This window comes from Pseudomonas sp. Marseille-QA0892, from assembly GCF_054950135.1.
Genome location: NZ_CM143104.1, coordinates 1,647,151 through 1,668,583 on the forward strand (window position 1 = coordinate 1,647,151; position 21,433 = coordinate 1,668,583).

Annotated in this window: 22 protein-coding genes; 7 read left to right on the forward strand and 15 right to left on the reverse strand. The window is 60.0% G+C overall.

Annotated features, from left to right (window positions below; genetic code table 11):
• Positions 1-119: 119 nt before the first annotated feature.
• The 9 genes from ACY8D3_RS07610 to ACY8D3_RS07650 form a co-directional block, all read right to left on the reverse strand.
• Positions 120-401, reverse strand: a complete 282-nt coding sequence (locus tag ACY8D3_RS07610) for a peptidylprolyl isomerase (RefSeq protein WP_462383032.1) — start codon at positions 399-401, stop codon at positions 120-122.
• Positions 402-497: 96 nt separating this feature from the next.
• The gene (locus tag ACY8D3_RS07615) at positions 498-1,844 is read right to left on the reverse strand and encodes an amidase (protein ID WP_462383034.1); all 1,347 of its coding nucleotides are present in this window, start codon (positions 1,842-1,844) and stop codon (positions 498-500) included.
• A 7-nt stretch (positions 1,845-1,851) separates the two neighbouring features.
• Positions 1,852-2,535, reverse strand: coding sequence for a DUF2848 domain-containing protein (locus ACY8D3_RS07620; protein WP_462383035.1), 684 nt, complete (start codon positions 2,533-2,535; stop codon positions 1,852-1,854).
• A gap of 39 nt (positions 2,536-2,574) precedes the next feature.
• Positions 2,575-3,861, reverse strand: a complete 1,287-nt coding sequence (locus ACY8D3_RS07625) for a TRAP transporter large permease (protein ID WP_462383037.1) — start codon at positions 3,859-3,861, stop codon at positions 2,575-2,577.
• Entirely contained in the window at positions 3,858-4,478 is a 621-nt protein-coding gene (locus ACY8D3_RS07630) for a TRAP transporter small permease subunit (RefSeq protein ID WP_462383038.1), read from the reverse strand. The genes ACY8D3_RS07625 and ACY8D3_RS07630 overlap by 4 nt, the downstream gene beginning before the upstream one ends.
• Positions 4,479-4,540: 62 nt before the next feature.
• Complete coding sequence (locus tag ACY8D3_RS07635) at positions 4,541-5,578, reverse strand: TRAP transporter substrate-binding protein (protein ID WP_462383039.1); 1,038 nt, start codon at positions 5,576-5,578, stop codon at positions 4,541-4,543.
• A 143-nt stretch (positions 5,579-5,721) separates the two neighbouring features.
• Positions 5,722-6,504 carry a putative hydro-lyase gene (locus tag ACY8D3_RS07640; protein ID WP_462383040.1) on the reverse strand — a complete coding sequence of 261 codons (783 nt, stop codon included), beginning with the start codon at positions 6,502-6,504 and terminating at the stop codon, positions 5,722-5,724.
• Between the two features lie 249 nt (positions 6,505-6,753).
• Complete coding sequence (locus ACY8D3_RS07645; RefSeq protein ID WP_462383041.1) at positions 6,754-7,656, reverse strand: LysR family transcriptional regulator; 903 nt, start codon at positions 7,654-7,656, stop codon at positions 6,754-6,756.
• A gap of 140 nt (positions 7,657-7,796) precedes the next feature.
• Positions 7,797-8,126, reverse strand: coding sequence for a hypothetical protein (locus ACY8D3_RS07650; protein ID WP_462383042.1), 330 nt, complete (start codon positions 8,124-8,126; stop codon positions 7,797-7,799).
• A gap of 487 nt (positions 8,127-8,613) precedes the next feature.
• Here ACY8D3_RS07650 and ACY8D3_RS07655 point away from each other — a divergent pair, with 487 nt between their 5' ends.
• The 3 genes from ACY8D3_RS07655 to ACY8D3_RS07665 all read left to right on the forward strand — a co-directional run bounded on the left by ACY8D3_RS07655 (position 8,614) and on the right by ACY8D3_RS07665 (position 11,483).
• Positions 8,614-9,411 carry an undecaprenyl-diphosphate phosphatase gene (locus tag ACY8D3_RS07655; RefSeq protein WP_462383043.1) on the forward strand — a complete coding sequence of 266 codons (798 nt, stop codon included), beginning with the start codon at positions 8,614-8,616 and terminating at the stop codon, positions 9,409-9,411.
• A gap of 123 nt (positions 9,412-9,534) precedes the next feature.
• The gene (locus ACY8D3_RS07660; RefSeq protein WP_462383044.1) at positions 9,535-9,726 is read left to right on the forward strand and encodes a CsbD family protein; all 192 of its coding nucleotides are present in this window, start codon (positions 9,535-9,537) and stop codon (positions 9,724-9,726) included.
• Between the two features lie 566 nt (positions 9,727-10,292).
• Positions 10,293-11,483, forward strand: a complete 1,191-nt coding sequence (locus ACY8D3_RS07665; protein WP_462383046.1) for a sugar transporter — start codon at positions 10,293-10,295, stop codon at positions 11,481-11,483.
• A 19-nt stretch (positions 11,484-11,502) separates the two neighbouring features.
• On the opposite strand, the gene ACY8D3_RS07670 is transcribed toward ACY8D3_RS07665, so the two are convergent.
• Positions 11,503-12,420 carry an AraC family transcriptional regulator gene (locus ACY8D3_RS07670; RefSeq protein WP_462383048.1) on the reverse strand — a complete coding sequence of 306 codons (918 nt, stop codon included), beginning with the start codon at positions 12,418-12,420 and terminating at the stop codon, positions 11,503-11,505.
• A 281-nt stretch (positions 12,421-12,701) separates the two neighbouring features.
• Between ACY8D3_RS07670 and ACY8D3_RS07675 the strand changes: the two genes are divergently transcribed.
• The gene (locus tag ACY8D3_RS07675; RefSeq protein WP_462383050.1) at positions 12,702-13,082 is read left to right on the forward strand and encodes a hypothetical protein; all 381 of its coding nucleotides are present in this window, start codon (positions 12,702-12,704) and stop codon (positions 13,080-13,082) included.
• A 110-nt stretch (positions 13,083-13,192) separates the two neighbouring features.
• The gene (locus ACY8D3_RS07680; RefSeq protein ID WP_462383052.1) at positions 13,193-14,017 is read left to right on the forward strand and encodes a CAP domain-containing protein; all 825 of its coding nucleotides are present in this window, start codon (positions 13,193-13,195) and stop codon (positions 14,015-14,017) included.
• Positions 14,018-14,063: 46 nt separating this feature from the next.
• Here the strand turns inward: ACY8D3_RS07680 and ACY8D3_RS07685 are convergent, their stop codons facing one another.
• The gene (locus ACY8D3_RS07685) at positions 14,064-15,125 is read right to left on the reverse strand and encodes an SDR family oxidoreductase (RefSeq protein ID WP_462383054.1); all 1,062 of its coding nucleotides are present in this window, start codon (positions 15,123-15,125) and stop codon (positions 14,064-14,066) included.
• 98 nt (positions 15,126-15,223) lie between these two features.
• Between ACY8D3_RS07685 and ACY8D3_RS07690 the strand changes: the two genes are divergently transcribed.
• The gene (locus ACY8D3_RS07690) at positions 15,224-16,147 is read left to right on the forward strand and encodes a LysR family transcriptional regulator (RefSeq protein ID WP_462383056.1); all 924 of its coding nucleotides are present in this window, start codon (positions 15,224-15,226) and stop codon (positions 16,145-16,147) included.
• Positions 16,148-16,160: 13 nt separating this feature from the next.
• Here ACY8D3_RS07690 and ACY8D3_RS07695 read toward each other — a convergent pair whose 3' ends face one another.
• The 4 genes from ACY8D3_RS07695 to ACY8D3_RS07710 all read right to left on the reverse strand — a co-directional run bounded on the left by ACY8D3_RS07695 (position 16,161) and on the right by ACY8D3_RS07710 (position 20,274).
• Positions 16,161-16,817: an ion channel gene (locus tag ACY8D3_RS07695; protein WP_462383058.1), complete on the reverse strand. Its 657-nt coding sequence runs from the start codon at positions 16,815-16,817 to the stop codon at positions 16,161-16,163.
• Between the two features lie 75 nt (positions 16,818-16,892).
• Positions 16,893-17,141 carry a hypothetical protein gene (locus tag ACY8D3_RS07700; protein ID WP_462383060.1) on the reverse strand — a complete coding sequence of 83 codons (249 nt, stop codon included), beginning with the start codon at positions 17,139-17,141 and terminating at the stop codon, positions 16,893-16,895.
• A gap of 287 nt (positions 17,142-17,428) precedes the next feature.
• On the reverse strand, positions 17,429-18,013 hold the full coding sequence (gene mdaB / locus ACY8D3_RS07705) for an NADPH:quinone oxidoreductase MdaB (RefSeq protein ID WP_462383062.1): 585 nt from the start codon (positions 18,011-18,013) through the stop codon (positions 17,429-17,431).
• Between the two features lie 257 nt (positions 18,014-18,270).
• On the reverse strand, positions 18,271-20,274 hold the full coding sequence (locus ACY8D3_RS07710) for a peptidase U32 family protein (RefSeq protein WP_462383064.1): 2,004 nt from the start codon (positions 20,272-20,274) through the stop codon (positions 18,271-18,273).
• A gap of 200 nt (positions 20,275-20,474) precedes the next feature.
• On the opposite strand from ACY8D3_RS07710, the gene ACY8D3_RS07715 reads away from it, so the two are divergent.
• Positions 20,475-21,074: a DsbA family oxidoreductase gene (locus ACY8D3_RS07715; protein ID WP_462383066.1), complete on the forward strand. Its 600-nt coding sequence runs from the start codon at positions 20,475-20,477 to the stop codon at positions 21,072-21,074.
• The last annotated feature ends 359 nt before the right edge of the window (positions 21,075-21,433 follow it).

Genomic DNA, 21,433 nt, shown 5'->3' on the forward strand with positions numbered 1-21,433 from the left:
CAATGGGGCAAGTGAGTGGTGCCGCGGCGCGCGAGTCGGAACGGGAAAAGGCGAGGGGAGGCGGACGAGCAAAAAAAAGCCCCGCAAGGGCGGGGCTCTTCAAGTCGGCAACCTGTCAATCAATCCTGGCGGCTGGTCACTTCGAGCAGGTGATAGCCAAACTGGGTTTTTACCGGACCCTGAACCTGATTGACCGGCGCGCTGAACACGACGGTGTCGAACTCAGGGACCATCTGGCCACGGCCGAAGCTGCCCAGATCACCGCCGCTGCGGCCGGACGGGCAGGAAGAATGCTGCTTCGCCAGTTCAGCGAAGTCCGCACCGCCTTCGATGGCGGTCTTCAGTTCGTTGCATTTCTCTTCGCTGGAAACCAGGATGTGGCGGGCGGTAGCACGTGCCATGTCATTTACCTCAGTGTGAAAACGGCCGAGCCTACAGGAACGCTCGCACGAACGAAACCGGGCCGTTCAGGGGGTGTGAAGGCTGACCGATGAGACTTATCCCGCCAGCGCCGCTTCGATGGCGAGCCCGATGGACAGCACCTTGCGATCTCGCCCGTTGGCGTCGGCCAACATCAGCCCCACCGGAGCGGTCCCAGGCGTATGGCATGGCAAGGAGAGGGAGCAGCCGTCCAGGAAGTTGATGAATGTCGGATTGCGGAGCATCAATCCGTTCATGCGGAAGTAGAGTGCCTCGTCGTCGATCAGATCCCGAATGGGTGGCGCGATCTGCGGCACGGTTGGCATCAACAAGCCGTCGAACGCAGCAATGCGTTGTTCCACTGAGGCGATCCAGGCCTTACGCGCTGCAATGAGATCAAGCAGGTGCGCCGCGGACATTTTTTCGCCCAGCGCGATGCGTGACACCACGCGCGGGTCGTATTCACTGGCGCGCTCGGCAATGTAGTGTCGATGGTAGGCCCAGGCCTCTGCCGCCGTGAAGCTGCCGTTCGCGTTCAGGGCGGGCAGGGCATCGAACTCCGGAACATCAATGTGCATGATTCGCGCCCCGGCTGTTTCCAGCGTCCGGCACGCCGCTTCGAATGCCACGGCCACGGTATCGTCGAGATCGTTCAGAACGGCGTTGCGTGGAACTGCGAACGTGCAGGTTTCGAGTGGCTTCATATCCATCGGCACGTACGCGTCACCCGCCATGACCGCGTCCAGTACGGCACAGCAACCGACCGACGCCGCGAGCGGCCCGATGGAATCCAGCGCCCTGGAAAGCGGTAGCACACCGTCCATTGGCACTCGGCTGGCAGTCGGCTTGAAGCCGGTCAGCCCGCACAAGGCAGAGGGTATACGCACGGACCCACCCGTGTCCGAGCCGATTGCAGCGAACGCCATGCCGTCAGTAACCGATACGGCTGCGCCGGAGGATGACCCGCCCGGTATGCGACCCGTATCGCGATCCCAGGGATTTTTAGGCGTGCCATAGTGCGGATTGATGCCCAGGCCCGAGTAGGCGAACTCGGTCATGTTGGTGCGGCCTACGATAACCGCACCCGCTGCACGAAGTCGGTCGACGACTAGCGCCGTGCGTTCTGCAACCGGCGCGCGGCTCAACAGCGTAGAGCCAGCCGGTGTTGGCTGGCCGGCGATGTCGAACAGATCTTTCACTGATAGGGGGACGCCCTCCAATGGCGAGCGTTGCAGCCCTGCGGCGCGAAGCTCATCCGACGCGGCCGCACTGGCCAGCGCTGCCGCTTGATCCAGGCGCGTGAATACGCGGGGCCCTTCGCCATGTGGGTCCATTGCACGCGCGAGCGCGGCCTTCGTCAGGCCTACCGATGTCACGCGTCCCGCGTCGAGCTCGGCAGAGATATCGTTGATTGTGGTGAGCATGAAGACCTCAGGCAACTTCCGGCAGGATGGTCAGTGAATAGCGATGACGAATGCTGCGCTGACGGCGTGGATCGTACAACTCCATTTCGAACACGGCGGCTGGCCGGATATTGCCAATCACCGCCACCGTGCCGCAGGTCATGCCGTCGCCATTCGCGAGCGCTGCGCCGCCGTTGTAGCGCTGAACCAGATCAGCAACCGTTCTCAGGCTGGCCAGCGTGCCATCCTGGTAAGCGACTTCCTGGCCGTTCTCGACGATTCGCGCACGGATCTGCAGCTCATCCCAGTATTCGATGACATCGTCCAGGCGCCAGGCGGTGCGGGCGACCGGCTTGATGCACAGCTGTTTGGACAGGGCAACGCTGTAGGCCTCCAGCTTCCGGTCGGTGTGATCAGAGGCGACGCTCAGGTATTGCACACCATCGACCGTGAAGACGAAGGCTTCCACCTCGCCCGAGGACTGGTCGCCCACGACCTGAACCACGTCGTCCTGCACCAGCTGGTTGCTTGCGACGCGATAGAAAAGCGGGACGGCGCTGGGGCGCGGTACGCCGATCTCGGCCAGTTCCTGGATATGGTGCTCAATGGCATCCATGTCGCGGCCGGCCCAGCCGGCAATGATCAGGTTGCGGATATCGGCCTGAAGCGTGCTGTTGCCGGTGTCAGTTTCGAGAGCGAAATCGAGTTTCATGGAAATGTCCTGAAGTAAGAAGGGCGCGTCACGCGCGGGTCATGACTGGAAAAGGGAAGGAAGCCACAAGGCGATCTGGGGGAAGAGCGCAAGCAGGCCGACCATGGCGAAAAGGCAGAGTACGAACGGCAGGCTGCCGATGATCACGGCCTGCATGGAGCCGCTTTTGCGCAGGCTCTGCACGACGAACAGGTTCAATCCCACGGGCGGGGTGATCAGTGCGGTCTCCACCAGCACGATGATCACGATGCCCAGCCAGATCGGATCGAAGCCCATGGCAATCATGATTGGCGCGACGATCGGGATCGTCGTGATCATCATCGACAGGGTTTCCATGAAGCAGCCGAGGACGACGTAGAAAATGACGATCATCAACAGCATCATCCATGGCGACAAACCAAGGCCGACGATTGTGTCCGTAAGCAGGGTCGTTAGCCCGGTGGACGACATGATGAAGTTCAGGAAGGCAGCGGCGATCACGATCAGCATGATCATTGCGCTGGCGCGCATGGAGTTCTCGATCACTTCCTTCATCATCGCAACGCTCAGCCGGCGAAAGAACGCCGCCAGGATGAGCGCGCCGACGACGCCCAGCGCAGCCGCTTCGGTCGGTGTTGCGAGGCCCGCGTAGATCGAGCCTACGACCAGAAGAAAGATGCCCAGTGGCGGAAGCAGATGGACAAGCCCGGTGACCCGGTCGCGCCAACTGGCCGTGACGCGGTGCCCGCCCCAGGAGGGTTTGAGCACACAGGCTACGACGATGACCAGCATGAATAACCCGGCGAGTAGCAGGCCCGGCACGATACCGGCCAGATACAGCTGGGGTACGGACGAGTTGGTCAGTACGCCATACAGGACAAGGTTGATCGAGGGCGGTAGAAGGATGCCAAGCGTGCCGCCTGCGGCGATGCTGCCCAGGAAAAGCGGTTCGTTGTAACCGAATCGCTTGATCTGGGGCAGGGCGACGGTACCGACGGTGGCCGCCGTGGCAACGCTGGAGCCGGACGTGGCCGAAAACAGGGTCGAGGCGCCGATATTCGCGTGCATCAGGCCGCCCGGCAACCATGACAACCACTGGCTCATTGATGCGTACATCCGCTCGGCGAAGCCCGCGCGCAACAGGATCTCGCCGAGCATGATGAACAGGGGAATGGCCACCAGCAGGAACTCGTTGTTGGAGTTCCAGGCCAGCTCGCCCATGGCCCGCGTGAGCGGCAGGAAGGAGTAGAGCGGGTCAAGTATGAGGCCGAGCAATCCGAGCGCTGCAGCGACAGGGATGCTCAATGCAATCAGCGCCAGCAACAGGATAAGGGCAACGGTGATCATGCCTGGCGCCCTCCGTTCACGAGGCGCGCACCCGTGGCGGCTTCCTCGTCAGCTTCTTCCTGGGCTGATCGAATGCCACACAGGGCCTTCAAGGTCTCGATATCGCCCGTGACGAGCGCGGTGCTCGCACGTATCAGCATCAGCGCAAGGACAACGGCGAACCACGCGAAACCTGCGACCCATAGCGTCTGCGGAATCCATAGTGGCGTGGCCAGTGGTGTGTTGGCCGCGGAGTTCTGCGACCACGACGTCATCGCGACGTCATATGCGTAATAGGTGAGGTACACCGCGAACACCGCCAGCGCGACCAGCGAAAGCAGGTCGAGCAAGGCGCTCACGCGCACCGGAAGGTACTGATAGACAACGTCGACACGCACATTCGCGCGTTCGAGCACTGTGAAGGCGAGTGCCCACGTTGTGCTAATGGCGAAGGCATAGGATGAGAGTTCATCAGCGCCGCCGACTGTAACGCCAAAAGCGCGGCGTACAACGACGTCGTAGGTGATGAGAAGAACGCTGGCGAGCGTCAGAGTGCCTGCCAGCCACACAGCGGCACGTGAGAGGGCGCGCGCAGCCGTAAGCAACCTTGCAAGCAAGGTAATACTCTGGGAATTCATGGTCGGATCTCCGGCCTGGGCAAAGCGGAACCGAGGGCCGAACCGGCCCTCGACGGCGGGTGTCACTTGTGGGCAGTGACGCCCAGCACCTTACCGACGGTGTCGTTGAAGTCAGTCACACATTGCGCCGAACAGCGGGCCGCCCACTTGTCGATCACGCTCTGGCGAATGTCAGCGAGTCGCTTCATGTCCGCGTCACTGGGCTGCACCAGCGTCATCTTGCCTTTGACAGAATTCGGGCAAGCGTCAGCGCCGGTATTGCAGTCGTAGCCCTGTTGCGTCTGCTCGGCAGCCGCGTCCCAAATCTGATCGACCAGCTCGGAGATGTTCTCCTGAAGGAAGGTCTGCACCTTCGGGTCGAGCGCGCTCCATGTCTTCTGGTTAACGGCGTGGATCTGCTGGTTCCAGTTGATAGGCAGCGCAAACAGGTGCGTCGAAACCTCGTACCACTTCGCTGAATAGCCAGACAGCGAGCCCGTGATGGCGCAATCGACAACCTTGTTTTGCAGCGCGGGCACCACTTCGCCGAACGCCATCGTCACGCTTGAACCACCAACCGCTTCGATGAACTCCGCCTGGGTACGACTGCTGGTGCGAACCTTTTTGCCTTTCAGGTCGGCCAGGCTATTGACCGGCGCGTTGCAGAACAGGACCTGTGCCGGGTAGGTGGAAATGCCCAGCACCTTGATATTGCCCGTGGTGGCGTAATGCTTGGCATAGATCGGTTCAAACGCTTCGGTCACCTTCCGAGACGAGTCGCGGTCCGGTGCGAGCCCAGCTAAATCGATAGCTTCATTGATCGGGTTGTCGCTCGCAAAGTAGGACAGGGTCGCCGTACCGAATGGCACGACCCCCTGAGTCATCAGGCGCAGCAACTCGGGCCCCTTGAGGCCCATCTCGTTGAAGCCCTTGATCTGGGCTGTAACCTGGTTATTGGAGCGTTCTGGAATGGTGTTGGTCCAGAACGGCTTTTCGTAATCCGTGAACGCAGTGAGATTACTAAGGCCCCCGACGACTTGAAGCTGCGTTTTCGGCAATTCCTGTGCTTGCGTGCTGGCGGCGAGCAGAGTGCCGAAGAGTGTGACGGCTATTTTTTTCATGGTTACCGATCCTCTAACGGTGCGGGATGTAGGAGGCAGCCAGGAACCCGCGTTTCCTGGATGCGGCAATCACCACTCGAGCGTCGGGGGCCGCCTCGGTGGATTCAAACGAATCAGCGCGGCATGTGCCGCATGCAATCTCCCTACAGTACGGCCAGGTTGCTGTTGAGCTGGTCCGTGACCAGCATGTGGCCCGGCGCATGCGTGATGCTGAACTCCGGTCTGGCGGCGGCGATGACAGATTGCGGCGTGACGCCACAGCCCCAGAAAACAGGGAGCTCCCCCTCGCGGATTTCCACAGGGTCGCCGTAGTCCGGGCGATCGAGATCGTCTATGCCAATGAGGCGAGGATCACCCAGGTGAAGCGGTGCGCCATGGACCGCAGGAAACCGCGACGTAATCTGAATGGCACGAATGGCCTCCGCTGCCCTCATCGGGCGCATTGATACGACCGTTGGCCCGGCAAAGACGCCTGCACGTTGGGTGGGGATGTTCGTGCGGTACATCGGCACGTTGCGTCCCTGGCTGATGTGGCGGACGTCTATGCCGTCGGCGACGAGAGCTTCTTCGAACGAGAATGAACAGCCGATGGCGAAGGTCACCAGGTCGTCTCGCCAATAAGGGCTGATGTCGGTGACTTCGTCTACAAGCTCGCCATGTCGCCACACACGGTAACGAGGCACATCGGTGCGGATGTCCAGATCGGCGCCAAGCGCCTCGATAGCGGTTTCCCCGGGTTCGGAGACGCCTACGAGTGGGCACGATTTCGGATTGCGCAGGCAGAACAACGTGAAGTCTGCCGCCAATGCCTTCGGCAGGATGGCGAGATTGGCCTGTACATGACCGGGCGCCAGATTGGCGGTGGGGCCCGTGAGTAATTGTTTTCGCGCTTGGTGACGTACAGCCACACTGGATGGGCTATGCATGTGCGTTCCTGGGCGTTGAGCTTGCCTGCATTTCATGCCGAAGGAAGAGGGCTGTCTATTCGGATGTTCGGATGACAGCTGATAAGCAATCCGAATCAGCTTCCCTTGAAAGGACCTCACATGGAACTTGCCTGGTGGTGGACTGACAGCCCCGCACGCAGGCGCAGTCGCAGGCGCTCGCACGGGTCGATTGCGCGTCAGAATGGACAGCTGGTTCACGCGTCACTGGCGGAACGATGCTCTGATGCGCTAGGCGGCGCCGTGGCCGTGGCTTTCTGCAATCTGGACGGCGAGCCTGGCAATCTCGGCGGCGGCGTAGCTGTCGGTTCCATTTATCCAGCTGGCGGTGAACGCAAGATCGGGCAGGGGCGCTGACTCAACCTCGACGATGCGAAGCCGGCCTTCCGCCAGCTCCTTGTCCAGGAAACCCGGCGCAATAACACTGACGCCGACGGCGTCCATGGCCATTCTCACGACCATGCTCAAGGACGCAGACCCATACATTCGGGGCGTTTTGACGCCGTGCTGGACCAGCATGTCGCGAACGACCTGATAAGGTCTACTGCTGGATGGATACGTGATCACCGGCCATCGCGCGATGTGTTCGAGCGGAATGGGTTCGGGTCCCAGGTCCAGTTGCGGGCTGGCCACCCACGCCAGCGGGTACCGACACAGTGAAAGGTTCTCTACGTTGGGTTCATTCAGGGGGCCCATGAGGAATGCGAGATCGATCTGCCGGTTCAGCAAGTGGGATCGCAGGATGGGCGTCGTTTCGACTTCGATTTCCAGTACCAGATCTGGGAACGTGTAGCTGAGTCGCTCAAGCAGCGCGGGCAACCAGGTCTGCACGATGGTTTCCGCTACACCGATGCCGAGCCTTCCGCTCACGGCGTTCTGGGCTCTGGCGATCAGGAGCATGTCGTGCTTCATCTGCACCATGCGTTCGGCATGGGCCAGTAGCGCTTGGCCCTTGGCGGTCAGCTTGAGGCCACGTTTGTCTCGGTCGAAGAGGCGAACGCCAAGCCCATTCTCGAGCTGGGCGATGCGCTGCGATACGGCTGGCTGGCTGGTGTGCATCTTGTCCGACGCCGCACGGAAGCTGCCTAGCGTGGCGATCCAGTAGAAGGTTTCGATGCCACGTAATTCGATCATGGTAGCGGCGGACTGTTGAATGGCCTCGCATTCTGTGCGGCGCCAATGCCCGGCGCAACCGGGCGCGCAGAGAGGGTTGAATCGGAGGAGGGCTGACAGATCGAACGGAGAGCCCGCCAAGCGGGCGGGCTCTGGAGCAATCAGCAGTATCGATCCAGGTAGGCGACGTGACTGCGACGTTGCGCGATCGGCCAGTGCTCCAACAGGCAGTCATATACCTTGCTGATGAACTGCTCATCCGCCGCGGCCTTGGGGCCAACGTAACCTGCACCACGATGGTAGGTCTTGAGGCGAAGGCGCATGCTGGGGCGCTGCTGGGCGAATGCTTGCGCATCCACGCCCGGCTGGACTTTGTCGATATGGACCTGACCGGTCTCACATACCCACAGCACATGATGATCGTTCTTGTCCCTCAGGCTTGCGAACAGGCGCTTTAGCTCCTCAGGGCGCGGCGTTTGCTTGAGATTCATGCTCTACCTCGGTCGATGTCGAAAGTGAACGAAAAAACCACGTAAGATCCGGAGCCAGCGCAGCGCAGGCTGCAGGTCATGCAGGCTGCGACCATCTGACTACTTGGGTAGCGGTGTGATTTCTACGCTACAAATCGGCTCGGCACGTCGCCGTTCCACTACGCCGTACCGCCGTTTTGCGGCAATCGGCATTGCGTTACGGCCCAAGAATCGCCTTTGTCTAAATCGCCGTCAATACGTTTGTAGTGAAATATTTAATTCGCTACAAACGACGATCACGTCGTGGATGGGTACGCCGAGCTAGGGCTGCCATGAGCACGGGCAAATGTTCTGAAGGTGCTAAGTGCAAGGTGAAACCGCGGGCAGCAAATATGTAACTGAATGAAACCTGTCTATTTCCGAGCTTTCGTCGAACTGTCGCGGATAAAAAGTAAGGTGGCCCGGTCATAACGCCAGCTTTAAACCTCGGTCTGGAGATATCCGTCATATGGATTGGTTGCAAATCCTCGTTTTATCCATCATTCAGGGCATCACGGAATTCCTGCCCATTTCGTCCTCCGCTCACCTCATCCTGCCGTCTCAGCTGCTGGGCTGGGATGATCAGGGTCAAGCCTTCGATGTTGCTGTCCATGTCGGTACGTTGGGTGCCGTGATCCTCGCGTTCCGTCATGAAGTTATGGCGGTCAGTCAGGGTTGGCTTCGCCAGGTCTTTCAACGTAAATCCAGTCCCGAGGCTCGCCTGGGTTGGCTCATTATTTTGGCAACCATCCCTGCCGGGCTCGCCGGGTTGTTCTTCGAGCACCTGATCGAGGAGTACACCCGCTCAATGCTTGTCATCGCCACCACGACGATTCTGTTCGGCTTTTTGCTGTGGTACGCCGATGCCAAGGGAAGCCGTAGTGTTCCAATGGAGCGAATGACCTGGACTCAGGGCCTGCTTATTGGATTGGCTCAGATGTTGGCGCTGATCCCCGGCACATCACGCTCAGGTATCACAATGACGGCCGCACTGCTGCTGGGTTTCAATCGTCAGGGTGCGGCACGGTTCTCCTTCCTGCTCTCCATCCCGCTGATTCTTGCTGCAGGGGGGCTGAAGGCAATTGACCTGGCCGCGAGCGGTGCCGATGCACATTGGGGGGACATGTTCTGGGGCATCGTGCTGTCGTTCGTATCGGCATACCTGTGCATCAAGCTGTTCCTGACCGCTCTGGACAAGATCGGCATGCTGCCTTTCGTGATCTACCGACTGGCGCTCGGCGTCTTCCTGCTGTGCGTCGCGCTCTAAGCTGATCGGAACTCGCCTGGGATGAACGCTTTGGCGGTAAGCGAAGCGTTCGTCGGGTTTTCAAAACTATCTGCCCACGTCTGCGCTCGAAACTATGAACCCGATAAAGACGTGAGGTGTTTCATGAGCAGCACAACCGACAACATCAAAGGCAAAGCGAACGAAGCTGCCGGCAAGGCCAAAGAGGGTATCGGCCGTGCTACCGACAACCATCGTCTCGAAGGCGAAGGTGACGCTCAGCAAGTCAAGGGTAAGGCGCAGCAGGTCAAGGGCGATGCCAAGGACGCCGTGAAGAAGGGCGTCGATCGCGCTTAAGCAACCTGCGATTGCGAAAGAAGGCCCGGGCTGTGCCCGGGCTTTTTTGTGTCTGGACGGTCGATCCTGGCGCGCCCTGCCGGCAAATTGCCTCCCCGGCAGGGGTTTGTCAGCATCTGCTGTTTCAGCAAGCGAGTTGCGTCAGCTATTTGTACTTCAACCCTGAGCATGGGTCATGTACCTGCTTTTAGCGCATAGGTGTACCGAGCTGCGCTTCGCAGTGGAACCGGTAATTCGCAGCGCAAGGAACCGCCCGTCACTCCTCTGAACTTCAATTTTTTGGATCTATTGTGAGCGCTGTCTCGGCGCGCGTAGAATCCGCGCCATTCACGACCGCTCGGTCTGATTGCCCACTACTACCGTCACGAAACCCGGCTGCGTGCGTTGCTGGGTTTCGTCCGTTGGTGCTGGTGGGGTAACAGGCAACCCGCAAATCCAATACGAGTGTGCGTCGCCATTCCAGACGACAAATTGCGTCTGCCTCCGTTTCGTTTGCCGGTGAGTCTCAATTCACCCGGTAAGCCGATTCATTGCGTTCGATACACACCTGCTCAAGAGATTTGCCCATGAATACGCATCCGGAAGCGCGCGAAGGCCGTTGGCTCAGCGTGATAGCGCTGGCGTTCGCCGCGTTCATCTTCAACACGACCGAGTTCGTTCCAGTGGCGATGCTCACTGACATCGGTGTGAGTTTCGCGATGTCGCCTTCGCAGGTGGGCCTCATGCTCACGATCTATGCGTGGATCGTCGCGCTGGCATCGTTGCCGATGATGCTGCTCACGCGTAACTTCGACCGACGCACGCTCTTGTTCATCGTTTTCGTCGTGTTCATCGCCAGCCATATCCTGTCCGGGATGGCGTGGAACTTCACGGTGTTAGTCATAAGCCGCATCGGTATCGCCTTGGCACACGCTGTGTTCTGGGCAATTACCGCGTCGCTTGCCGTCCGTGTAGCGCCTCTCGGTAAGCAGACGCAAGCGCTGGGGCTGCTTTCGACGGGCAGTGCACTGGCCATGGTGATGGGCATTCCGATCGGCCGAGCCATCGGTGAGATCCTGGGCTGGCGGACAACGTTCACGGTCATTGCCGTGGTGGCCGGCCTGACCGTACTGTGCCTGATGAAGACGTTGCCGCGCCTTCCGAGCCAGAACTCGGGCTCGCTCAAAAGCCTGCCGGTGTTGTTCAAGCGCCGTGCGCTGGTGACAACCTACGTACTGACCGCGCTCATCGTCACGGCTCACTTCACGGCCTACAGCTATATCGAGCCGTTTGCAAAAGCGATGGCGGGCCTTTCTGGTAGCAGCATCACTGTGCTGTTGCTTGTGTTCGGTGGAGCCGGCGTTATCGGTTCGGTTCTTTTCAGCCAGCTAAGCGGTCGGTTCCCGCGGGGGTTCGTGGTTTCGGCAATCGGCGTCCTGACGTTTTGCCTGCTGGCGCTGCTACCGGTTTCGGGCGATTTCGCCTGGTTGAGCATACTCGCTGTCATCTGGAGCGCGGCCATGATGTGCTTCGGTCTGACGATGCAGTCGCGGACACTGAACCTGGCCTCGGACGCTACCGATGTGGCCATGGCCCTCTTCTCGGGGATCTTCAACATCGGTATCGGCGGCGGGGCGTTGATGGGCAGTCTGGTGAGCGAACACCTGGGCATTGCGAATATCGGGCTTATTGGCGGGATGCTGGCGTTCGCCGGGCTGTTGCTTTGCATATTCACGACCTACAGTGTCATGCGCCCGGTGCGGGTCAAGCAGGACTGACCCGCAGCCCTAAGTCGACTTAGGCGATGTTGCGCCAGCGCGCAACATCCCGGACTGGTGGTGCGCCGAACTGGCGTGCGTATTCCCGGCTGAATTGGGATGGGCTTTCATAACCGACACGGTACCCGGCTGCTGCCGCCTCCAGACCTTCTGCGATCATGAGGCGGCGGGCTTCCTGCAAGCGCAGCTGCTTTTGATACTGCAACGGGCTCATGGCCGTCAGGGCCTTGAATCGGTGGTGCAAGGACGATGGACTCAGGTTGACGCGCCGGGCCAGGGCCTCGATGCTCAAAGGCTCGCGGAAGTTGCCATTGAGCCATTCAATGGCGCGCCCGATGCGGTGCGTCTGGCTGTCTGCGATGACGACGTCCCGTAGCAGCGCACCGTACGGGCCCCGCAACACTCGATATAGAATTTCACGAATTGCCAAGGGCGCAAGCACTGCAGCGTCCTGTGGTGAATCCAGAAGGCGCACGAGCCTTACCACGGCATCCAGCAGTGGCTCATCCAGACGATCGACGAAAAGACCTCGCGTTGGCGTGGCGCCAGGAGCACCGATGGGACTCGAAGTGTGGATGAGGTCCGCGATCAGCGCGGCGTCGATGTCCAGCTTGAGCCCCAGATAGGGTTCATCCGGTGTCGCGTCGATGACTTGCCCAGATACGGGCAGCGTGACCGAAGCGACAAGGTAGTTGAGCGGGTCGTAGTAGAACATTTCCTCGCCCAGCAGGACCTGTTTGCGACCCTGCACAATCAGGCACAGGCATGGCTGGTAGATCGCCGGCATCGGCAGACTGAGGCTCTCGCATCGCGACAGGCTGAGGGGGCCAATGGCTGTCTGATGGCTGCCATCGCTTGATGTGTTGCGTGCGATCGAGTCGGCCAGCTCGCGCCGCAGCGCTTCGACGCGTGTGACAAGGTCGGTAGGCAGGGTCACTGGATGTCCTCGATGAGTGCTTCGGTCTATACGTCAAGATGGATCAGGCAAGCGCGCTTGGCTAGTGAATTACTGTCGGAGGGTTGCCTGATCCTGCACTGATTGCCCCAGCGCGGCGCTGCTACGCCTTTGCCCGCTAAAGCCACGGTTCGTTTATATACAGAAGGAGCACTGTACGTCTCTGCAGGATCGTGCAATTCGATGGCAGGAATCGGATAACGGTGCCTGCCGCCAGCGCGTAGCCTTTCCGTATCGAATGACAATCCAGTGGGGTTAACCAGATGCAGCTCATCTCGCATGACCAGACGGGAAATGGATCGGTACGAGTACGGAAGCGCAGCGGGGTTGTCCGACCCGTCACTCGTACCTGCTTCGAGTTTCTTATCAAGGCGCGACCCACGCTGAGTGCACAGCTGGAGCGTTTCGTGGGCGAGCTCGTCGAAACACTTGCCCCGGTGCAGGGCGTTTCCCTGCATTTCAGGCCCATTGCCGGAGCGTCTTATCTCTGGCGGCTCGACCTCTTCGTAACGCAAGGATGCCCTGCGGTGCGTACGTTGCCGGAAGACCTGTTGAACCGGCTCATTCACCAGTCGGCCATTGAATCCATAGACCTACGTCATTACCGCTGTAGCGACCAGCACTCGCTACGCATTGCAGGCTGACGTATTCAGGCAATGCGTTTTCGAGGCGCGACGGGTAGGCTTGGGCTACTGCCCGCCACGGAGCCGAAGGGATGCGACACCTACCGATGACCTCATATTTCAGATGCGTCTTGGCCGCCCTTGCCCTATGCGGTGGGACCGCCTATGGCAACGATCAGACGGTCCAACTGGCCAATGGCATCAATGCGCTACGTCAGGAAGCAGGCGAGTGTGATGGCGTTCGTTTACCCCCATCCAGTGTCCTCGCGCCCGAGCCTCGCTTGGGCGCTCGCCGGGTCGAGTCGGCAAGCGATCTTGAAGCGATGCTTCGTGATCAGGGCTATCAGGCAGCCAGTGTCCAGCTCGTTGGGCTTAGTGGTATTCGCCATACCGGATCTGTCCTTGACCAGTTGAGTCAGGCGTACTGTCAGGTGATTCGCGATCCCCAGTTTTCAGAGATCGGCGTCTGGCGCCAGGGCGCGGTCTGGCAAGTCGTGCTCGCGCGGCCATTGCTCGACGCCAATATGAAGGACTGGCAGGGCGCGGGTCGCGATGTGCTCGAGGCTGTGAATCGCATTCGCCGAATCGGTGCCCAATGCGGCAGTCAGCGCTTTGATCCTGCACCCGCGCTGGCATGGAGCGATTCGCTCGCACAAGCTGCGTTGATGCATAGCGAAGATATGGCGCAGCACAACGTCTTCAGCCACACCGGCACGGACGGCTCGCTGGCAGGCGAGCGTGCAGACAGGGCCGGTTATAGCTGGCAGTTCGTCGGCGAGAACGTTGCAGCCGGCCAGGGAAGTGTAGATCAGGTGGTCGCCGGATGGTTGGCTAGCCGGGAACATTGCTTCAACATCATGAACCCCGAGTTCACCGAAATGGGAGCGGCGTACGCTGTCAATCCACGCAGCACGGCGGGCATCTACTGGACTCAGGTCTTCGGAACCCCAAGATAGTGTGCGAACTTGGCTGCAACGGCGGCCATCCCTGGCCAGCGCGGCATCACGTCGGCAGGATGCGATCCGCGCGCAAGCGGGTAAACAGGTCGAGCAGCGCAGCGCGCGTCTCACGGTATTCCATGAAGCCCAAATCGCGGCTCTTGGACATATCGTTCACGCATTCGACGGTGCGCCCCAGATCCGCGTCGGTATGCCACCAGGACACGAGCTTGTCGATGTCCGGCTCTACCAGCCCGTGCTCCTCGGCAAGTTCAGCCCAGCGGGATGCAGCATCGCCCATTCGTGCTTCCAGCGGCGATAGCTCATCCGGGCAGCCGCCGTTTTCCAAACCAAAATACTCGGCGATTTCGCCCCAGAGCCAGCGCCAGCGGAAGGTGTCGCCATTGACCGTGTTGAACGCCTGGTTCTGCGCACCGGGCGCAGTAGCCGCCCACTCCATGTGCCGGGCAAGCAGGGTCGCGTCGGTCATGTCCGTCAAGGCATTCCATTGCGTGGTCGAGCCGGGAAATACGAGGGGCTGCCCGGCCGCCTTGCAAAGCGAGGCATACACGCCAATGGTCACGCCGATATTCATGGCATTCCCGCGCGCATGGCCAATCACCGTATGCGGGCGATGGACGCTCCAGGTGATCGAGCGCTTCTGCGCCGTATCGAACAGGATGTCTTCCAGGCTGTAGTAGAAGTTTTCGCCGGGCTGGCGGGGTTCGCTTTCGCGAAACGGGGTTTCCGCACGGCCACTGCCGTAGTTTTCGAACGATCCCAGGTAATGCTTGGTGCCGGTCACCAGTGTTGCATGCTGGAGAGGAGCGTCGCTTAGCGCGCCGAACAGGTTCTGCATCATTGCGCTATTGGCTTCCACGTTTTCCCGCTCGGTGGAGCGACGTGTCCACGTGCAGAAGAACACATGGGTGATGGGCAAGCCCATGAGCGCCGGCCCCAGTGAATCCGGATCCATCAGGTCCGCAGCAAGCGGAATATAGGTGCTGTTCGCGGCAGGGCGACGGGCCAATCCATAAACGGACCAACCAGTCGCGGTGAGGTAGTTGGCCAGGTTGCCTCCGGTGATACCGGTAGCGCCGACGACGAGTGCAACGCCTTTACGCATGGAGCCTCCAGAGATATCGAGTGATACCCCTAGCGTAGAAAGGGGGCTTTGTTGTCACAATCGGCATATTCGGAAAACATTATTGCGGAGACCGAAACTTGGAGCTGATTGCGCTTCGGTTGTTCGATCACATTGCTGAGTCAGGCAGTTTCACGGCGGCTGCCACACATTTTCGTCTCGCAGTCTCTACGGTATCGCGGCAGATTGGTGCGCTCGAAGAGGAGGTCGGGCAGCGCTTGTTGTACCGGCATACCCGTGCTGTTAGCCTCACTGAGAGCGGGCGCCTGTTTCATGAAGACGTTCGTGAGGCGCTCCGGCGGCTGGATCAGGCCGCAGAAACCGTCGCCAGCCAGCAGGGTAGGATTTCTGGCCTGCTTCGCGTCAACGCCCCGGTCGCATTCGGCCGACGCCATTTCGTTCCATTCCTCACCGACTTCCAGACGACATACCCGGCGCTCAAGGTCGATCTCGTCCTGTCTGACGCTTTCATCGACCCGATCCAAGGCGGCACCGATGTCACCCTTCGCGTGGGAACACTTGCCGATTCGACCCTGGCCGCACGGCAGCTGGCGCCATTGCACTTCAAGGTGTGCGCAACGCCTGATTATCTGGATCGATTCGGCGTGCCCCGATCGCCCGCCGATCTTGCTGCACATAATTGCCTGGTCTATCGGGGTACGCGGGGGCTGCAGTATTGGTACCTGCGTGCGCGGCACACCCGGGATTGGCAGGCGGTCTCCGTCAACGGAGATCTGCACTGCAATGATGCCGACGCGCTCCTGGCGGCAGGCCTGGCGCACCGCGGGCTTATGATGTTTCCAACGTGGGTCGTTCACCGCGAACTTTGCAGCGGGGCGCTGCAGCCGGTACTTGACGAGTGGGATGCGAGTACGGAGCCGACCCGTACCGCCATCCACTTCGTATTTCCGTCGAGCCGTCTGCGATCGCCCAAAGTAGCGCTATTCATGGATGCGTTTCGCGAATACGTCGGCGAAACGCCGTATTGGGACGAGGGGTGCTGACGGCGCCTGGTGGCTAACGCTGGCGAGCGCTTAGGGCAACCAGGCGCGTGACCACCAGGGCGATGTACATCACGCCCGCGAATTGCTCGAGCATGACGACTGAACGTGCGAAGGGCTGCAAGGGGGAGATGTCGCTCAGGCCGACGCCAGAAAGCACTGCGAAACTCAGGTATAGCAGCTCGACCCAGGTACGGGCCGATTCGGGATTGATGCCTGCCGTAAAACTGTGCGGCGTGATCACCTGGCACGCGGCGTAGGTGTGCGCGAACGCCCAGGCGAGCAGCGTGAAGGTCGCACCCACGGCGAACAATTCATCGGTCGTCGCACGCAGGTCTTCAAGCATGTATCGGATCAGGCTAATGGCAGCGTAGAAGTAGAAGGCTGCGCTCAGGATCGGGAGTGTCGCCGTCAGGATGTCGCTGGACACGAACTCAGCAGCGATGGTCAATACCAGCACGAAGGCTGCCAGGATCAACGCGATCCACTGGGTGTTTGGGCTGCTTCTGACCAGGCGAATCGCGGCGACCAGCACCATGATGCCGAACGCCCCGACGATCGCTCGCCCGTGCTCCAGCGACTCCACGAACGGGTAAACGAGGATGGCGAGAAGCTGAACGAAGAGCAGGTGGGCAGAGGGGTAGCGTGCCAAATAGGGAAAGACGCCGATCATGGATCACTCGCGGGAAACGGAATGGGCGAAGCCTAACCCGGCCCAGCGCCCCTGCCTATCGCATCCTGCGTTGCGTTATAGGCGAGAGGCTTCGAGAATCATCAGTGCGGCAAGGATGAACGCGAGCAGGACCACATACCATGCGGCATCATCACTCATCGGATACACGCCGCCATCTCGCTTTACATAGATGCTGCCGGTGATGGCAATCAGGATGGTTGCGGGTGAGCAGAGCGCCAGCGTGCACAGCACGAACCAGCGGCGACGATAGAGTGGTATTTCGGCGTAGCCGGCGTCAGCCTGAAGATCGTTCGATCTCATCATCTTCCCTCCAGAGTCCGTTTCGCTCTTGTTCGGCACGGGCCTGGGCCCGACTGGATATTCGCAGTGCGTCGATGGACGGCGCATAGCATGGCGGGACAAGATTTCAATTCAGCGACGCGCCGAGGACAGACGCTGCGATTATGGCGACGAAGGGGGGCGCCAGTATGACTTCCATCAAGCGAAGCGCGGGAAAAGGGGAGGCATTGCTGGTGCCGGCTGATGGCGGCACGGTCGGGCGGGACGCCGGCACTCGGAAACTCGAGTGCCGGGGAAACGAGCCCGTGAACTCAGAGTGCGAAGACGGCTTCCAGGTGCGCCTGGTAGCGCTGGATGTCCTGTTCGATGTTCGGCACCTTCATGACATCCGTACACAGGAACGTTGGAAGCGCGCTCATCCCGAGGAACTGGTGAGCCTTGTGGAAGGGGAAATAAACCGCATCTACACCTTTGCCTTCGAAGAAATCGTCCGGATCGGTGAAGGCCTGGTCAGGCGCGTTCCAGGTCAGCGACAGCATGTACTGCTTTCCGTGGATCAGGCCGCCGCTGCCGTAACGCTGGGACGCATCGGAGCGTGTCCGACCATCGCTTGCATACAGTGAGCCATGGCCTTCGGTGAACACTTCGTCGACGTAGCGCTTGACGATCCATGGCGCTCCCATCCACCAGCCCGGCATCTGATAGATCACCGCATCAGCCCAGAGAAACTTCTGGACCTCCTCGGCAATGTCATAGCCTTCGTCGATCTGCGTAGTCTTCACCTCGAAACCCGTGCGGTCGAAGAACGCGAGCGCTGTGTCATGCAGGGTATGGTTGTAGCGTCCATTCGAATGCGCGAAGGTCTTCGCGCCATTGAGCAGCAGAATCTTTTGCATACGGGCCTCCGTTAAATCAGGGGCGCAGCGTAAAGCCGTCACTGCTTCTGAAAAAGCCAGGTACGGGCAAATGATTGTTGCTATAAAATCAACAATAGATGATCACGATGGCGTGCGACCGGAGGGACAGCCGCTCCAGTCGTGGAAAAACGCTTCGTTTTTGGCCATGCGCATTGGTTCGCGTTGGGGCTTTAACACTGTTAGGGGTTGAGCCTATAGGTTGCACGCAACGTAAGCTGCTCTACGCGCAGCCCGCGCTACCGACCTGGCCGGCTGCGGATGGTGGCCTTGAGATCGTCCGGCGAGATATGCCCGACCACTTGCGCCACGGCACTGCCGGGTTGGGGAAGGTCAAGAATATGGCCCTTGATCTTGCCCACCACGTGCATCTCGCAAGGCTTGCAATCGAACTTGAGCGTCAGGACTTCATCGCCATGCACAAGCTGCATCGGCGCGACTTTGGTCTTCACGCCCGTTACGCCCTTGGCCTGCTTCGGGCACAGGTTGAACGAGAAGCGCAGGCAGTGCTTGGTGATCATCACAGGCACGTCGCCCGTTTCTTCGTGCGCCTCGAACGCAGCGTCGATTAACTGCACACCGTGGCGGTGATAGAAGTCACGGGCTTTATGGTTGTAGACGTTGGCCAGGAAGGACAGATGCGCCTCGGGGTAGACTGGCGGCGGGGTGCTTTCAGGCTTGCGCGATCCGCGAGGATGCGCCGCGATACGTGCTGCGGTCAGCGCTTCGATCGCCTCCCGCCGTAGTGCCTTCAAACGAGAATTCGGGACGAAGTAGAGAGTTGGTGCATCGATATCGACGGACGTCGCGTGATAGTCAGTGGTGCCCAGCTGTGTCAGGAGATCCTGAAGCTGGTCGCGCGCCTGGTCGGGCTTATTGGCAACGCCGAAGGGCCCGTCGAGCGATACCGCTACACTGACGCCTTCCTCGCTCAACGCGGTGAGTGCAAGGCGCTCCCCGTTCAGCGCGACGTTCCAGCGAACGCCTACGCGGCGCTCTGCAGATGGCTTGAGCAGTGCCTGCTGCCAATCGTGATCGAGGTTACGGTTCAGCGTATGGTTCGGGCGCACGCGATGTAGCGCTTCAGGCATTTCGTTGGGCTCGATCCGGTAGCGCCAGCGGGGGGCGCCGTCCTCATCAAACTCGCCTTTCAATTCGGCGATATTGGCCCGAAAGCCTACGACCTCCCGCTTGACCAGCACGTTGAGCCCGTCGCCGTTCGAGAGCGGGGTTTCTGTCACGGCGATCAGATCCTTGCGGTTCACTTTCTCGACATGGCCGACTGCGAGCCCGGTAAAGGTCGGTGAGTCGAAGGCCCCGATGTCGACCTTGCGGTCAGTGACGAAATAGTCGGTGCTGCCGCGGTGGAACGTCTTGTCAGGGTCAGGTACGAAGAAGTGCGCCGTGCTGCCACTGGATGCGCGAGCCAGGTCGGGGCGGTCTTCGAGGATGCGATCCAGCTGCTGGCGGTAATAGGCCGTGATGTTCTTTACGTAGCCCATGTCCTTGTAGCGGCCCTCGATCTTGAACGACCGCACCCCGGCTTCGACCAGTGCACGAAGGTTCGCACTCTGATTGTTGTCTTTCATCGACAGCAAATGCTTTTCGAATGCGACGACGCGGCCCTGATCATCCTTGAGCGTATAGGGCAGGCGGCAGGCCTGAGAGCAGTCGCCGCGATTGGCACTGCGCCCGGTCTGTGCATGAGAAATGTTGCACTGGCCGGAAAAGGCCACGCAGAGAGCCCCGTGAATGAAGAACTCGATCGCGGCGTCGGTGTGATCCGCGATTTCCCGTATCTGCTGTAGATTCAGTTCACGCGCGAGCACCAGTTGCGAGAACCCGGCCTGGTCGAGAAACCGGGCGCGCTCGAGTGTGCGAATGTCCGTTTGCGTGCTGGCGTGCAGTTCGATCGGGGGAATATCCAGATCGAGAATGCCGAGATCCTGGACGATCACAGCGTCTACTCCGGCGTCGTACAGCTGATGAATCAGCGTCCGGGCTGGCTCGAGCTCATCGTCATGGAGGATTGTGTTGATCGTGACAAAAACACGTACATGAAAGCGGTGCGCAAACTCGACGAGGCGCGCAATGTCAGCGACCTCATTACAGGCATTATGCCGCGCGCCAAAGCTCGGCCCACCGATGTACACGGCGTCAGCGCCATGCAGAATGGCCTCGCGGGCGATATCAACGTCACGGGCGGGGCTGAGCAGTTCCAGATGGTGCTTCGGCAGAGACATGGCAAGGATCGGGTCGCGGCGAAAAAGGCGCACAGTTTAACGCTGTCTGAGCGCTGCGCCACGACCTTGAGTCGTATCGACGTTCGTAGCGCATTATCAAGGGTCGAAGTGATTCTGGTCACATCCGGGCCTTGCGAACCCTTGACCCGAATATCCCTCAGATGGATATGGTTTCCGATTCGATCCAATAGGAGTGCCGCATGACGATAACCATCAAGGCATGGTCGGACTTTGTCTGCCCGTTCTGCATGATCGGCGAAAAGCCGCTACTTGAAGCGGTCGAAGCGTCCGGCTTGGACGTCGACATCCAATGGATGCCGTTCGAGCTTCGTCCGTACCCGACGCCTACGCTACGTCCCGAGGACGAGTATTTGCAGAGCGTCTGGCCACAATCGGTCTATCCGGTAGCCGCCCAGTATGGTGTGGAGCTCCGTCTGCCGAGCGTGTCGCCGCAGCCATACACGGCATTGGCGTGGGAGGGGTACCAATTCGCAAGGGAGCGGGCCCTGGGAAATACCTATAACGACCGCGTTTTGAAAGCCTTCTTTCAGGAGGACCAGGACATTGGCCAGATTGACGTACTGGTCAACCTCGCAACCAAGATCGGTCTGGACGCCGCGGAATTTCGCAACGCGCTAGAAAACCGCACCTACCGTGACCAGCATCGCAAAGCGCTGGAAAGCGCACAGTCGGCCGGTATCCGCGCGGTGCCCACCTTCATGATCGGCCATCGCAAGCTGTCGGGTGTACAGACAAAGGAAACGCTATTGGCGGCGCTACATGAACTGGCAGGCCGCTGATCGACGGCGATTTTGCGTAGTTAAGGCAGAGCGATTGCGTATGCCCGTCGGTATTGCCCCACATCGCTCGTTTCAAGGCAAGGAGCGGCGACATTGACCTACAAGACATCACTGCTGTTGATAATGACAGAAGTTGTTGTCTGTAAAGTTTAGTCCGCACGCCCGGTGAGCACTGTGCTAGAGCGCTTCTCACTTTCTTCGCAGCAGCGCAGTGGTTGCGATGCATCAAATTCTTCATACGTCACGCCCGCCTGTCCTCAGCTAAGTTATCATCCTCACATTCTTCCTTTTGGAGCAATGAATACGGATGTCTAGAACTCAGGGGCCGGGTTTCGCTAGCAAGCGACACCTTAATGGGC